The 15,091-nt window shown below is 57.7% G+C and carries 13 protein-coding genes and 1 pseudogene; 10 read left to right on the plus strand and 4 right to left on the minus strand.

Annotated elements, in window-relative coordinates; genetic code table 11:
- Both EC839_RS23585 and EC839_RS23590 read left to right on the plus strand, forming a co-directional pair.
- On the plus strand, positions 1-607 hold a 607-nt coding region (locus tag EC839_RS23585), incomplete at its 5' end, for a LysR substrate-binding domain-containing protein (protein WP_218568254.1).
- Between the two features lie 400 nt (positions 608-1,007).
- On the plus strand, positions 1,008-1,976 hold the full coding sequence (locus EC839_RS23590; RefSeq protein WP_017638598.1) for a DNA replication terminus site-binding protein: 969 nt from the start codon (positions 1,008-1,010) through the stop codon (positions 1,974-1,976).
- Positions 1,977-2,117: 141 nt separating this feature from the next.
- Here EC839_RS23590 and EC839_RS23595 read toward each other — a convergent pair whose 3' ends face one another.
- The 3 genes from EC839_RS23595 to EC839_RS23605 are packed head-to-tail and all read right to left on the minus strand — an operon-like array spanning position 2,118 to position 3,973.
- The gene (locus EC839_RS23595) at positions 2,118-2,441 is read right to left on the minus strand and encodes a YciI family protein (RefSeq protein ID WP_017638597.1); all 324 of its coding nucleotides are present in this window, start codon (positions 2,439-2,441) and stop codon (positions 2,118-2,120) included.
- A 28-nt stretch (positions 2,442-2,469) separates the two neighbouring features.
- Entirely contained in the window at positions 2,470-3,096 is a 627-nt protein-coding gene (locus tag EC839_RS23600; RefSeq protein ID WP_017638596.1) for an FMN-dependent NADH-azoreductase, read from the minus strand.
- Positions 3,097-3,106: 10 nt separating this feature from the next.
- Complete coding sequence (locus EC839_RS23605) at positions 3,107-3,973, minus strand: alpha/beta hydrolase (RefSeq protein WP_051226121.1); 867 nt, start codon at positions 3,971-3,973, stop codon at positions 3,107-3,109.
- Positions 3,974-4,092: 119 nt separating this feature from the next.
- On the opposite strand from EC839_RS23605, the gene EC839_RS23610 reads away from it, so the two are divergent.
- From EC839_RS23610 to EC839_RS24725, 4 genes are all read left to right on the plus strand, one after another.
- Entirely contained in the window at positions 4,093-5,097 is a 1,005-nt protein-coding gene (locus tag EC839_RS23610; protein ID WP_017638594.1) for a GlxA family transcriptional regulator, read from the plus strand.
- A 137-nt stretch (positions 5,098-5,234) separates the two neighbouring features.
- Positions 5,235-5,690 carry a hypothetical protein gene (locus EC839_RS23615; protein WP_017638593.1) on the plus strand — a complete coding sequence of 152 codons (456 nt, stop codon included), beginning with the start codon at positions 5,235-5,237 and terminating at the stop codon, positions 5,688-5,690.
- 1,115 nt (positions 5,691-6,805) lie between these two features.
- Positions 6,806-7,042, plus strand: coding sequence for a hypothetical protein (locus tag EC839_RS23625; protein ID WP_132833210.1), 237 nt, complete (start codon positions 6,806-6,808; stop codon positions 7,040-7,042).
- A gap of 99 nt (positions 7,043-7,141) precedes the next feature.
- Positions 7,142-7,387 carry a hypothetical protein gene (locus EC839_RS24725; protein ID WP_231893093.1) on the plus strand — a complete coding sequence of 82 codons (246 nt, stop codon included), beginning with the start codon at positions 7,142-7,144 and terminating at the stop codon, positions 7,385-7,387.
- Positions 7,388-7,529: 142 nt separating this feature from the next.
- On the opposite strand, the gene EC839_RS23635 is transcribed toward EC839_RS24725, so the two are convergent.
- Positions 7,530-7,793 (minus strand): hypothetical protein, encoded by a 264-nt coding sequence (locus EC839_RS23635; protein ID WP_017638590.1) that lies wholly within the window; start codon positions 7,791-7,793, stop codon positions 7,530-7,532.
- Positions 7,794-8,553: 760 nt separating this feature from the next.
- On the opposite strand from EC839_RS23635, the gene EC839_RS24730 reads away from it, so the two are divergent.
- The 4 genes and pseudogenes from EC839_RS24730 (at position 8,554) to EC839_RS23655 (ending at position 14,896) form a co-directional block, all read left to right on the plus strand.
- The gene (locus EC839_RS24730) at positions 8,554-8,721 is read left to right on the plus strand and encodes a hypothetical protein (protein WP_017638589.1); all 168 of its coding nucleotides are present in this window, start codon (positions 8,554-8,556) and stop codon (positions 8,719-8,721) included.
- A 220-nt stretch (positions 8,722-8,941) separates the two neighbouring features.
- Positions 8,942-11,956: pseudogene (locus EC839_RS23645) on the plus strand (Tn3 family transposase).
- Positions 11,953-12,306: a Tn3 family transposase post-transcriptional regulator TnpC gene (tnpC, locus tag EC839_RS23650; RefSeq protein WP_017638586.1), complete on the plus strand. Its 354-nt coding sequence runs from the start codon at positions 11,953-11,955 to the stop codon at positions 12,304-12,306. Before EC839_RS23645 ends, tnpC begins: the two are co-directional and overlap by 4 nt.
- A gap of 226 nt (positions 12,307-12,532) precedes the next feature.
- Positions 12,533-14,896 (plus strand): heavy metal translocating P-type ATPase, encoded by a 2,364-nt coding sequence (locus tag EC839_RS23655; protein ID WP_081594550.1) that lies wholly within the window; start codon positions 12,533-12,535, stop codon positions 14,894-14,896.
- The last annotated feature ends 195 nt before the right edge of the window (positions 14,897-15,091 follow it).

Below are 15,091 nucleotides of genomic sequence, written 5' to 3' on the forward strand. Positions count from 1 at the left end.
GGCTGAGCCGCAGGCTGGAAGACGGGAAGTTTCGGCCCCTACGGATGCCCGGAAAACCTTAGCGTACGATTTTTTCCTAATTCTGCGGGCACCCCATCAAGAGGTATCCGCCGGTCTTTGCGACTTCGGGGTGATGGCGGATGAAATGCCTGTGGTTAGGCTCGAACATTCCGAACTCATCAATGAACCTGGTGTGATCGCTTTGCCTAAGGGGCACCCGCTGATTGACAAGTCTTCGATTTGTGCCAAGGACCTGAGTGGCTACGACTTTATCGCCCTCAATCCGGAGGACAGTGGCCGGCGTTGCTTAGAAGTGGCACTCGACCTGGAAAACGTTTCGCTCAACGTCCGTGTCGAGACGGCCGATGCACACACGATCTGCAGTACGGTTTCGCAGGGTATTGGTATCGCCTTCATCAAACCTTTGGCTGCGGTGGATTTTATTGATCGCGGGGTAGTGGTCAAGGCGTTCGATCTCGATATTCGAACGCGAAGCCTTCTCCTATTTCGTCCAGGGAAACCACTCGCGGAGTCGGCTAAAAAGCTGCTGGCTTTCATGCGGGTCCAGTTGGCGAGGGACCTGAAGCTCGTGAAGCGATATCTATAGATATCTCACTGGATGAAGAGGGTGATAGGAGCGGTAACAGCTGATAGTCCTTTCTTGTGAATCTACAGGAAGCGCGCCCGTTATTCGTTGGCAGTACCTCTCTAAGGTAACCAGCGCAGCTACAGCTAAGCACCGGATTCGCTTCCGAAAATATACCACCCCTGCACGTGCCCCTTACTCCAATCCCCCCTGCACCCCCTCCACCCGAGCTCCCCTCTCTATCCGCCCGCGCCCCGCGCGCGACAGAAGGGAAAGGGAAGGAAAAAAGAGAAGGAGAGAAGGAAGGAAAGGGGGCAGAGCGGTCTGGGGTGGAAGGGGGAGAGGTTGGATAGGGGCTTGCGTTGTACAGGGGTGGTATATTTCTGTGGTTGGAAACGTCGCCCGTGAGGAGGGCACCGCCATGTACGAAGGGATCCAGCGTGCGCACCAAGTGCTCGTCGAGCAGCTGGCCAGCTTCAATTCGACCTGGCCAGGGTTGGTGGTCGGCGGCCGCGTATGGCAGGTACCGCTGCTGAACGAGCAGAAGACGCCGGACGTCCTCGAGGTCCAGGAGGTCGACGGCCAGGCGGCGATCGCGCTGGCCACCGCGGCCTTGGCCAGCCACCAGCGCGACGTTGGCCAAGCCGCCGGTACCGTCATGCGCCTACCGGGCTACTTTCGTCTGCAGGCGAGCGTGCTGCCGCAGGTGTTGGCCATCAATGCGAGTAAGCAGGTGGTCACCGACGAGATCGAGGCGCTCCGGCTCGCCCTGGGCTACACCCCCGAGATGCGGCCGCGGCTCTTGCGGCGCGCCCTGGGCGCCGACGTCACCACCAAGCAGCTGCAGCGCACCATCCACGCCTTCGATGGCGCGCCGCGGAGGATCTCGTTCACCTGGGCTGGCCACACCACCAGCAACCAGCGGATACCGGTGGCCACCGTGCGCGAGCAGCTGCAGGCGGAGGCCGAGAGTAGGGCGCAGCAGCAGGGGATACCGCTCGAGCAAACGCCCGAGCACCAGGATCTGCGCACGATCGCGAACCTCGCTGACGACCAGGTGCTGATCAAGCACAAGGTCGTCGCCCCGCACCCGCGCTGCACGCTCTGGTTCGGCGAGCGCGGCGAGAAGTGGGACGCCATCATCAAGGCCAATCTGCCGGTGTTCGTGCTCGCCGGCGAGGCCGAGCCGAAGGTCTCGGCGCTGCGCGACTTCGATCGTGCAGCCCGAGGCCGCCAGCGCGGCGATGTGAAGGCGCGCGCTGAGGTCTGGGCAGAGCGCAACCTCTACCTGCCTACGGGTAACCAGCGGTCGCAGCAGGGCGACCGAAATCCGCTCCTTACGCCCTCGACGTATCGACTAGGTGGTATTACCTACGAATCACCGACGTAACGTAAGTTGAGTCCTCGTGGCGGAATAGCGGCACCCTACCAGCCTCGATATCTCGGACGAGATAGAGGCAACTCGACGCGCTAGGTTAGCAATCACAACGCATCAGTCGCCCAGTGATATGTAGGAAAAAACAGCCGGGGCTTATGCCGAGCCAGGCGAGATAGGCTTTGCAGCGGCTGCCCACACACCTGAAAAGTTCGCGGCACGAAGGGCAGGTTGGGTCGCGAGGATATCAGTCCTAACAAGTCCATGAGCAACGAAGGGGTCAGCCGCGAGCATCTGCTCGATCTCTGACAACGAAGACCCAAAAGCGAGGATGAAACCGCCGGCCTTGTCCTCAAGAGGACCTGCGAAGAGTATCCGCTCGGCGCTCAGATGGTGAATCAACCACTCCTTGTGTGCGTCAAGGCAGGCGTTAATGGCTTCCGAGGTGCTAGTGTAGGTCAAGTTGATAGCGTAAATCATGGTTGAATCCTCGCTACGATATCTGCGTTCAATTGGCCGGAAGACTGGCCACGATGGCGCGGATTGATGAAGACGCCGATTCGATCCCGGCTTGACGGACTGCGTCTCCTCGCGATGTACCTTCAGCACGGACAAACTCGACGTCCTTTACGCCTAGAAAGGCGAAGAATGCTCGAAGGTAACGCTCTTGAAAGTCCATGTCCTGGAACGAGCCGTCGGCATAGAAGCCTCCTCGTGCAGATACCACGACGATATACTTGTCACGAGTGAGTCCAATCGGACCTCTATCGGTATATTTAAAAGTACGATTTACCTGCGCAATCCTATCTAGCCAGGCTTTCAGTTGGGTCGGCACGCTGAAGTTATACATAGGGGCGCCTATGACCAGCACGTCGCTGGCCAGAAACTCCGTTACCAGTGCTTCGGATAGCTGATGTTGCGCTAAGGCTTCCGGCGCAACATCAGCCTGCGAAGGCTGGCGAAATCCTGCAGCAATAGGACCGCTCAGATGGCTTATCTCTTCCGTCGCCAGATCTCGGTACGTTACTCGGACATCTGGTCGATCAGCTTGGATAGCCGCCACAACGGCTGCGCTGAGTTCACGTGTAACAGAAGCGTTGCCCATGATGCTGGAGTCGATGTGAAGCAATTTCATGTTGATATCCTCAGGGTTGGGGGATAGGCATGGTCTTAGCGGGGCGATGATCTTTGTCATGGGGCACTCCCCTAGCGGCCTCATCGATCAGGCGAGCGACGACCTCCGGTTGAGATAGCAGCGACAAGTGGCTGGAAGGTACCGAATGGAGGGTGGCGCCTAGGCGTTGCGCAATGGCCTGCTGTACCCATGGAGCTAGCGCCTGGTCGTTGAGCGTCTGCAGGTACCAACTTGGTTTGTCGCGCCAGGCAGCGTGCTCAATAGGGGTGCTAAAGCTGTTCGCCGCTATGGGTTGTTGGCGAGCCGCCAAGGAACGGGCTGCAGCGATGGGCAAGTCGGCCGCCATGACGGAGTGGAAAAGGGTCGGACTGTCTAACCACAGCAGACCTTCACGGTCGGGAGCGAGCGCCATTGCGGGCGCATTCAGATGATTGAGGAGATCAATTGTTGACTCGCCGCTATCAGGGGCGAGCGCGGACACATAGACGAGACCTTTAACGTTCGTAGCATTACCTGCTTGAGTGATCACCGTTCCTGCCCATGAGTGACCTACCAGCAGGACATCCCCTTTTTGTCTTTGCAACACTCGCTCGGTGGCCGACACATCATCGCTCAGTGAGGTAAGCGGATTCTGAACGGCGGTGACGTGGTAGCCCATCTCGATCAGCTGCTCCAGCACGGGAGACCAGCTCGACCCATCAACGAAGGCGCCATGCACCAAAACGATATTCTCGATTCTCTGGGCAGGCGCATCAGCCGATGCGGGCGAGCTGGCCAATCCAGTGGATAGGCCAAGCAAGGCTCCTATCCGTATCAGCCAGGCCCAGGCAAGACGAGGTGCTTGGCCTAGGAGCAAAAGGTCAGGAGACAGCTTCATGTTTGGCTACTCAGGTGAGTTGTGGAGCTAGTCTAGGTAGCCGTAAAACAAGACGTGAGATGCCAAACCAGCCATAGTTCATGGAAAATTCGCCATTTCCAAAGAGAAGGACTGAGACTGTGCGTATTGCTATCGTTGCCCTTGAAGGCAGCCTCCTGTCCGCTATCGCCGGATTGTCAGATCTGTTCTGGATGACCAATCAGACTTTGCGATCGCCGCCTTTGGAGTTACCCCAGAGCCCGGGGCACGCTGCTCGGCCGGAGTTTGAAACGGTCGTTGTTAGTGCTGACGGCAACTCGTTGCGTGATCCCCAGGGCCGCTTGATCTCGGTCGATGCTTCGTTCCGCGACGTGGAGGTATGCGATGCCGTACTCGTCACGGGCATGGCATTGGCCGCCGATCGCGCGCCGCCATTGACTAAGTCGGTCATGCAAGCCTCGGATTGGATTAGCGCCTGTCACCAAAAGGGGGCGTGGGTTGGTGGGGCCTGTGCCGGTACGTTCGTACTCGGCGAAGCTGGCCTCCTTGATAGACGCCGATGCACCACAACATGGTGGCTCCACCACGTTTTCAAACGGCGGTTTCCTAGGGCTTTACCTGTGTGGGGGTCCGCGATGGAATCGCACGACCAGGTGATTACGACAGGAGGCCCGCTTTCCTGGATCGACTTGGCGCTACAAATAATCAGGAATTCCGCTGGCGTTGAGATAGCAAGGCTGGCCGCAGATATATCCGTGGCGGACAGCCTGCCCTTGCCCCAATCGATCTACGCCCCCAGAGGGTTCATCAATGGAAGCGATCCATTCCTGCTCGAAGCAGAGCAGCTTATCCGCCGCAGCCCCGGTGGGCTAACTGCCTTGGAACTGGCTAAGGCGCTGCACGTCAGCGACCGTACGTTGCACAGACGCCTCAAGCATTTGACGAATGAGTCACCTAAAGAATTGATCACGCGGGTAAGGATAGAAACCGCCTGTGTGCTGCTCCAGGCACCGAGCGCGAGTATCAAGCAGGTGGCACTTGAATGTGGCTATAACGAGGACACATCTTTCCGCCGCGCATTCACGCAAATTACCGGAATGAACCCAGCAGAGTATCGCCGTTGGGCGAAGGGAAGAATTGGGTAGGGCGTGGTCCGGCACCGATGTCATACCGAAGGGATGTATTGCACTGTCCAAGGCTGCGACGGTGCGTCACGCCGGATCTCCTTCACCTAGGCTGGGCTGGCCACACCACCAGCAATCAGCGGATACCGGTGGCGACTGTGCGCGAGCAGGTGCGAGCGGAGGCCGAGAATAGGGAGAGGCAGGAAGGGATACCGCTCGAGCAAACACCCGAGTACCAGGATCTGCGCACGATTGCGAACCTGGCAGACGACCAGGTGCTGATCAAGCACAAGGTCGTCGCCCCGCACCCGCGCTGCATGCTCTTGTTCGGTGAGCGCGGCAAAAAGTGGGACGCCATCATCAAGGCCAACCTGCCGGTGTTCGTGCTCGCCGGCGAGAACGAGCCAAAGGTCTCGGCGCTGCGCGACTTTGATCGCGCCGCACGCGGCCTGCAGCGCGGCGATGTGAAGGCTCGGGCAGAGGTATGGGCAGAGCGTAACCTCTACCTGCCAACTGATGGGCAGCGGCCAGCGGCAGCGGAGGGCAACCGGGCGCCGCTTAAGACGCCATCGACTTATAGGCTCGCCGGCGCCACCTATCAAAGGTCGATATAGCCCTGTCTCAGAACCTCTGCGACAGTCCCAATCTGTTGATGGGCAGAAAGGCAACTGCGCGTGACGACCATTGTAGATCAGCTGAGCAATAGGCGCCTATCTGCGCCAGCAGGTTCGGTCGCCCAAGATTCCGATTCACCTGTGCCGACGACGAAAGACCGGAGGTACTAGTGAGATAGTCAGGCCTGAGCCGTGATCCCGACGAATGTCACTCAGACTGAACGGTGCTGTAACATTATTTTATATAATCGCTGTCGCCAATCGTAGTTCGAAGCCACATCGAAGGTGCTTTTCACAAGTTTTTCACAAGCATTTTACAAGCATTTTACAAGTTCTTTAAATGAACCGTCGTCAACGCGAATAAAGGGATTAGCCGCATAAACAGCACTGTATAGTCAAGGAATAAAAACATCGCCACAAGGCATGCCGTCGGCGACGAATTGCCTTAAGAAACAAACATTTTGGGCGATATCGGTTGTCGTGATGGTAACATCCGTGGAGACGACGATGAGTAGCCTTTTCGCTATACCTGAAAATCCCGATCGAAATTTCATGCTGCAGATCCACAGATTGCTTACGTTGAGAAGCGATCAACTGCGCAATGTGGATATGGCCAATCCGAACTTCAGAACATTCTATTTCAGCTTGAAGCGCTGACAGCAGAAACAATTAAAAGGGTTGAGGAAGATGCAATGAGACTGGCGACCGAAATGCATTAGCTGCCCATTGCCGCATCCTGCACGAGCAAAAGAAATTTCTGGGGTAATGACAGATAGTCGTCAAAGCACCTGGGAGGAAGACGTCGTGCGTGGACTTACGTTGGCCGCAGCCGGAAGCAAGCATGGTCAGACACAGCCCCATATGAGCGTTCCTTATCGGCCCAGATCCCGTTCGCTTGATTCCATTCTCGAAAAATTAAATAAACTAGACGTGGCGCAGCCTCTACCGCTTTTGGCAGAGGCCGAAAGGTGTTGCTGTCGGAGCCCGTTATCGCTACTTCTACGCGTGTTGGAGCGTCTAGAACGTCAAGCCGAATCGAGCCCGCCTTATGAATAGCAGGCAAAGAGCCGCCAAGTACTCATCCGAGTCATCGCCCAATACTCAGGGTAAAAATTATGAATATATCCAAATTCGCTGCCATGCCCACACAAATATTGATGCAGCGTTTGAGTCGTGAACTGGAAGGATGGACCGTTCTAGTCAGCCCTACCTGCCCAGATGGTTCGATTTTTGCCCGCCTGTATTCGCGCTCAGACGCGCGCGCCGTTGCTATCCCCTTCGATGCCCAGGCGATAGGCAACGACGCCTATATCCGTGAACGGCTGGCGCTAGTGCGTTCAACACGCTGTTGAAAGTGGGCTCCGAAGCAGGGCATTAGCGTTCGCTATAAGCGCCGGTTCTTCTCTGCACTACCCGCTCGAACGGCAGATACCGCTCAAGCAAACCCCCGAGTGCCAAGATCTGCGCACGATCGCGAACCTCGCGGACGACTAGGTGCTGATCAAGCACAAGGTCGTGGCGCCCATCCGCGCTGCACGCTCTGGTTTGGTGAGCGCGGCGAGAAGTGGGACGCCATAATCAAAGCCAACCTGCCGGTGTTCGTGCTCGCCGGCGAGGCCGAGCCGAAGGTCTCGGCGCTGCGCGACTTCGATCGTGCGGCCCGCGGCCGGCGGCGCGGCGATGTGAAAGCGCGCTGACGTCTAGGCAGAACGCAACCTCTACCTGCCCACCGGTGGCCAGCGGATGGAAGTGGCGGAGGGTAATCGGGTACCGCTCAAGACGCCTTTGACGTATCGGCTCGGCGGCATCACCTACGAGTCACCGGCCTAGCGCCTGCGCTCAGCTGTGGCGCTGGAGCGAGATATCTGTCAGCGCCACGGAGGCAATCCTGGTCGGCCCTGCGGGCATCGGTCGGCCCGGCTCCCTGCCGAGATTAGTAAGGGCTGCCATCATCAGAAAGATCACCGTCACCAAGATCGACAGATCGACCAGGTGCTCCCATCGTCGCACCTGTTCAGGCCACCGCTTTCGCAACTGCGCCCTCGCAACGCTCACGACCACTACGAGCAGCGCGGCCCATTTGATCTCTTGATTTGTCAGCACACCAGCATCCTTATGCGGCTTCCACACACCAGCGACAGCGAATAGCTCTGCTGCAGACAGGCTTCCATCGAAGATCCGAACGTTTCCGGAGGCGCCGCATGACCCTCGAGCGCTCCGCTAGCGAAGCGTATCCTCCCTGAGGACCTGGCTGCCCATCGACCACACCGTCCAGCTGACGATCGAACAAAGCAGCTGAAGCAGCGGTACGCCTGGCTATGTGTGTCTGATGGCTATGCCGCCGACACCGTCATGCGCCAGCCGGGCTACTTCCGCCTGCAGGGGAGCACGCGGCAAGACGTGTTGAGCGTCAAGGCACCCGAGCGGCGCATCATCGACGAGCTCGAATCACGCGAGAGCGCCTTGGGCGCCGTCGCTGCACACCATCCTCGACTTCGATGGAGCGCCAGAACGGATTTCGCTCACCTGGCCTGGCCACACCACCAGCAAACAGCGGGTACCGGTGGCCACCGTGCGTGAGCAGCTGCAGGCGGAGGCTGAGAGTAGGGCGCAGCACCAGGGAATGCCGATCGAGTAGACGCCCGAGCACCAGGATCTGCGCACCATCGCGAACCTGGCAGACGACCAGGTGAGGATCAAGCACCAGGCCGTGGCGCCACATCCACGCTGCACGCTCTGGTTCGGTGAGCGCGGCCAGCATGGGATGCCATCATCAAGGCCCACCTGCGGGTGTTCGTGCTAGCCGAAGGTCTCGGCCCTGCGCAACTTCGACCGTGGCGCGGGCGGCCGGCAGCGCGGCGATATGAAGGCGCGCGCTGAGGTCTGGGCAGAGCGCAATCTCTACCTGTCCACCGGTGGCCAGCGGCCGCAGGACAGCGATCGACCTGGGTTCCTTACGCCCTCGACCTATCGACTCGGCGGCTTCGCCTATGTGGCCCTGGGCGAGCCAGGCGCTCGCTTGGGGGACTAGCGCCGTGGATGGGGTTGCATTTCCGCCGCGTCGGATACGTTCTGTTGAGGTACACAACTACCCCAACCAGCGGACGATCACATGACGGGGTCATGCCGAGATATAAGGAAAATTCACTCACTTCGCACGTAACGTGTTGATGCCAAGAGAATTTACCAAGTCGACCGCACAGCCTCTGATCGTGGACTATCTTTTCTGACTCCTCAGAAAAGGAGTTCCTATGGCTTCATTAGAGCGTACGGCGTATCCCACTCTGCCAAAGGCGTATTCAAAAGCTGAGCTGCAGCGTGATTTTTCGTTCTCAGATGATGAGATTAAGTGGGTACGAAGCAAGTCCAAGGCCCCCTTTCACCTCAATCTCGCCGTTCTCCTAAAAACCTTTCAGGTGCTCCGATATTTTCCTGATATCACCGACGTACCTATTCAACTGGTGGACTTCATTCGCGGAGAGTTGGGTCAGCGTAGCAAGGTGAAACTCGCGGAATACAAGTGGTTCCAACAATATCGCCACATGAACGCGATCCGAGCTCGCCTCGGTGTGACGGCATTCTACGGCTCTGATGCCATGGAGCTCGCCGAGCGGCATGCCAAAGCAATGTCGTTTGTGCTTGACCAACGCGCCGACATCATCAACTCCGTAATCGAAGAACTGATCAGCCAGGATTATGAGCTCCCTGCGTACTCGACCCTGAATGATCTCGCTGAGCGAATTCATGCCGAATCCCAAGAGGCAATATTCAACCTCGTAGTAACCAGAACGCCAGTCGAGGTGATCCACAAGTTAAAGGATCTGCTCGACACTGATTTCGGCCGACGCCAGAGCGACTTCAATGCGCTGAAGCAGGCGCCCAAGAAGCCATCTCGCAAGCACTTGGAGGTGCTGATCGATCATCTGGCTTGGCTCGAGAGCCTCGGGGATCTGGATGCCATTTTTGGAGGAATAGTCGACACCAAGATCCGCCACTTCGCTGCCCAAGCCGCGGCGTCGGATGTAGCCGAGCTGAAGGACTGCTCACTGCCGAAACGCTACACGCTGATGCTGGCCTTGATCTACCGCATGCGCGTGCGGACCCGGGATCACCTGGCCGAGATGTTCATCCGACGGATTTCGACGATCCATAAACGCGCCAAGGAGGAGTTGGAGCGAATCCAGGCGCGGCAACGCCAGAAGCTGGAGCAGTTGGCGGCGACCCTGGATGGCGTGGTGCAGATTCTGGTTCAAGAACCGGATGACCAGGAGGCTGGCAGTCTGATTCGGGAATACCTCTCCCCCGGTGGCAATTTGGATCGGTTGCGTGAGACTTGCGCCGAAGTACAGGCTACCGGCGGTAATAACTATCTGCCGCTGATCTGGAAGCACTTCAAGTCCCATCGCTCGTTATTGTTCCGTCTCAGCCACCTTCTCCAACTGGAGCCCACGACTCAGGATCGATCGCTGGTTCAGAATCTTCAACTGATCCAGGACAGCGAGAATCTACGCCGCTAATGGATCGACGAGCACATCGACTTGTCGTTTGCGTCGGAGCGCTGGGTCAAGGTCGTTCGTCGTCCTGCCAGTGAGGGGCCACCGACCAACCGGCGCTATTTGGAAGTTTGCGTATTCTCCTACCTGGCCAGCGAGCTGCGATCGGGTGACATGTGTGTACAGGGGTCGGAATCCTTCGCCGACTACCGCAAGCAGTTGCTGCCCTGGGAAGAATGCCTGCAGCGACTACCGGCCTACTGCGAAAAGGTCGGGCTGCCAGGCACGGCGAAGGAGTTTGTTGGCTCCCTCAAGACCCAGCTGGAGGAAACCGCGCAACAACTGGACGACAAATTCCCATCTTGCCGAGGGGACGTATCAATTAACGAAGCCGGAGAACCGGTGTTGCGCCGAGTAACGGCGCGGGACATCCCACCTTCGGCCATCTCACTACAGACGGCGCTTATGCAGCGCATGCCGGCCAGGCACGTGCTCGACATCATGGCCAGCATCGAGCACTGGATTCAGTTCACGCGGCATTTCGGTCCCATGTCCGGTAACGAGCCGAAGCTCAAAGAGCCTGCCGAGCGCTATCTGATGACCATCTTCGCAATGGGCTGCAATCTCGGCCCCAACCAGGCCGCGCGGCATCTGGCCGGTAATGTCACGCCACACATGCTGTCCTATACGAATCGCCGCCACCTATCGTTGGAGAAGCTGGACAAGGCTAACCGCGAGCTGGTGGAACTCTATCTGCAACTTGATCTGCCTAAGCTCTGGGGCGATGGCAAGGCGGTGGCAGCGGACGGCACGCAGTTCGACTTCTATGATGACAACCTGCTGGCCGGCTACCACTTCCGCTACCGCAAGATGGGTGCCGTGGCCTATCGGCACGTGGCCAACAACTACATCGCTGTGTTCCAGCACTTCATCCCACCTGGCATCTGGGAGGCGATTTACGTAATTGAGGGGCTGCTAAAGGCTGATCTCAGTGTTGAGGCAGACACTGTGTATTCAGATACGCAGGGGCAATCGGCGACAGTTTTTGCCTTCACCCATCTGCTGGGCATCAACCTGATGCCGCGTATCCGCAACTGGCGTGACCTGGTGATGTGCCGGCCGGATCGCGGCGCGTCGTACAAGCATATCAACCGCCTGTTCACCGACACTGCCGACTGGCACTTGATCGAAACCCACTGGCAAGATCTGATGCAGGTCGCGCTGTCCATCCAAGTCGGCAAAATCTCCTCGCCTATGCTGCTGCGAAAACTCGGCTCCTACAGCCGGCGAAACAAGCTCTACCATGCGGCACAGGCGCTGGGCAGCGTGATCCGCACGATCTTCCTGCTCAACTGGATCGGCAGCCGCGAGTTGCGCCAGGAAGTCACCGCGAACACCAACAAGATCGAGTCCTACAACGGTTTCTCGAAGTGGCTTTCGTTCGGTGGCGACGTGATTGCCGAAAACGATCCGGACGAACAGCAAAAACGTCTGCGCTACAACGACATGGTGGCCTCATCGGTGATCCTGCAGAACACCGTGGATATGATGCGCATCTTGAAGAAATTGGCCCGAGAGGGTTGGCAGTTCACCGACGAGGACGTGTCTTTCCTCAGCCCTTACCTGACCAGCAACGTCAAGCGCTTCGGCGAATTCAACCTCAAGCTCAACCGGCCACCGGAGCCTTGGATCAAGGACTTGGTGTTCCAACAAGCTGCCGGCTCGCTGCGGGTGATCACCCCTCGCCAGCTAGATACCGAGAAAACCACATGATCAATGTTCCTCCCGCATCCTTTCGCGTTACACCGTACGGCGAAGTCGATGCAGTGGCGTTGGAAAACTTGCGCGACGGCTTCGACACCTCTCAACTGCTCCGGCTGGTTGATCGATTGGACGCCTGCTCGCTAGAAATGGGCGGAACCACCGCCATTCGCGATGAGCTGCTGAGATTGCATGCGATGGTTCTGACGATAGTTGAGGGCATCGCTCTTACGGTGCCTGCCGAGAGTGCCTGTATCTGGGCAGAGGCCGAATCTCTACAGACGGATCTTGAGGCGCTGGCTTTTGCACGGTTCGGTATTCATCAAAATGAAGCGGCCGAGCATCGAACAATGGAGGCATAGGTTAGGCCAGCAGGCGGTATCTGCGCGAGCTACTTTTTCAGCAGCTCGCTTCAACATACATACGACCTGACATACCAGAGAACCTGACAGAAATGTAATGGTTACTTCAGCCTTTGGTCAGGACGCTTTGCATATATTGGCTGTCAGACGCTGCAAGCATTGAAAAACCGCAAATGTCCCTGCAATAGGCCAAGTTCGTCGCTAACCAATCCATAAGGTGCCCCGTATGTCCTCTCAGCAGTGCCATCACCAGCCCGACCAAACGAAAGGTACTGCAGCACTCACCGACCCCGTCTGCGGGATGAAGGTGGAAGAGGATAGCGAGCATCAAGAGCATTATCAGGGAAGCACTTACCGCTTCTGCAGCCAGGGTTGCCAGACCAAGTTTCGTTCCGACCCTGCTCGATATCTCGCTGCACCGCAGGCTCATGGGACCTCCTCTCGGGCATCTACCCCACCCGCACAGAAACCACCCGCCGGTGATGCAACGACAGAGTACACCTGCCCAATGCACCCTGAAATCCGCCAAATGGGGCCAGGTGATTGCCCTATTTGCGGGATGTCATTGGAACCGCTGATTCCTGAACTCGACGAGGAGGAAAATCCTGAACTCAAGGACTTTTCGAAACGATTCTGGTGGTCGCTGCCCCTGACCGTAGCAGTGACACTATTGGCCATGGCGGGACATGCGATACCGCTGTTTCACGGGGCTAGCCAGAACTGGGTTGAACTGGCCCTCACGACCCCGGTTGTCTTGTGGGCAGGCTGGCCATTTTTCGCGCGCGGTCTCGCCTCGGTCAAACATCGCAGCCCAAACATGTGGACCTTGATCGGGCTTGGCACGGGGGCTGCCTATATTTACAGCGTCGTAGCAACCCTCTTACCGAGCATGTTTCCAGAGTCATTCACAGTAGGCGGCCGGATAGGCGTTTATTACGAAGCCGCCGCGGTGATCATTTCATTGACTCTGCTGGGCCAGTTGCTGGAATTGAAGGCCCGCTCGCAGACGTCCTCGGCAATTAAGTCCCTGCTTGGCTTATCACCTAAAACCGCTCGCCGTATCGCCAAAGATGGTTCAGAGGAGGACATCCCGCTCACACATGTTCATGAGGGCGACCATCTGCGCGTTCGTCCTGGTGAAAAGGTACCCGTTGATGGAGAGGTATTGGAGGGCGAGAGCGCCGTCGATGAATCCATGCTAACGGGCGAGCCGGTTCCGGTGACGAAGCGGACAGGCGATTCGCTTATCGGCGCGACGATGAACACGAGCGGCTCGCTTGTCATGCGAGCCACTAAGGTTGGCTCCGGGACCATGCTTTCACAAATCGTCCAGATGGTTGCGAATGCACAACGCTCCAAAGCACCCATGCAGCGAATGGCAGACACGGTTGCAGGTTATTTCGTGCTGACGGTCATCGGTATCGCCTTGCTGACATTCTTTGCATGGGGCCTGTTCGGGCCTGACCAGGGCTGGGTATTCGGCCTGATCAATGCAGTTGCGGTTTTGATCATTGCTTGCCCTTGCGCACTTGGCCTGGCAACGCCTATGTCGATCATGGTTGCCACAGGCAAAGCGGCTGGAAGTGGAGTGCTTTTCAGAGACGCAGGCGCCATCGAAAATGTCCGTAAGGTAGACACGCTGATTGTCGATAAAACAGGAACCTTGACCGAGGGCCGACCTGTCTTCGATCGGGCCATAGGCGTCACGCCGTTTGACTCGCAGGAAGTCATCCGTTTGTCTGCCAGCTTGGATCAAGGTAGTGAGCATCCCCTAGCCCACGCGATCGTAGACCATGCCAGAAGCGAAGGTATCCAGCTGGCGAAGCCAGAGACCTTCGAGTCAGGGTCAGGGATCGGAGTCCGTGGTCTGGTGGAAGGCAAGCAGCTACAGCTAGGCAACACCGCGCTTATGGAAGATGCGGGTGTGAGCGTCGAGCCGTTGAAATATCAGGCAGAAAAAATGCGCGAGAGCGGTACCAGCATTGTTTACCTGGCTGTTGATGGGGCACTTGCCGGCTTGCTGGCCGTATCGGACCCAATCAAACCGACGTCCAAGGAAGCTGTAGCGCGGCTCCAAGCGGAGGGCGTGCAAGTCATCATGGCCACCGGCGACGGGCTTACCACTGCCCGCGCGGTGGCTCGTGAGCTATCGATCGATGAGGTGCATGGCGAAGTGAAGCCGCAAGACAAGGAGGCGCTGGTGGTTAAGCTACAAGCCCTAGGTAAAGTAGTCGCCATGGCAGGCGACGGAATAAATGATGCGCCGGCGCTCGCCAGGGCTGATGTCGGCATAGCGATGGGCACGGGCACTGACGTCGCCATGAACAGCGCCCAAGTTACGCTCGTTAAAGGTGACCTGATGGGGATACTGCGCGCGCGCACGCTTTCGGTGGCGACGGTTCGCAATATGCGTCAGAACCTTCTGTTTGCCTTTATGTACAACGGGTTGAGCATCCCGATTGCCGCAGGTCTGCTCTATCCGTTCTTCGGACTGTTGCTGTCTCCGATGATTGCTGCCCTGGCCATGAGCCTCAGCTCAGCATCGGTTGTGTTCAACGCACTCCGGCTCCGTCAAACGCGTGTAGTTTGAAGCCTGTCGGCTTAGGCTTAGGCTTCGGTTGCGAAGCGACCGATTGCCTCATTGATTGCTCATGAATTGCCCCGTAAGCTGGAAATATGAAGTCCTACATGTGTAGTGGTCTACTGATTCCGGACACCCATTTAGGGCGAGAATGCTCGCCATAGAGAGGTGTCTGATGACCAAGCAACGTCGTTCCTTTACGCC

The organism is Pseudomonas sp. JUb52 (assembly GCF_004341115.1).
GTDB classification, from domain to species: Bacteria; Pseudomonadota; Gammaproteobacteria; order Pseudomonadales; family Pseudomonadaceae; genus Chryseomonas; species Chryseomonas oryzihabitans.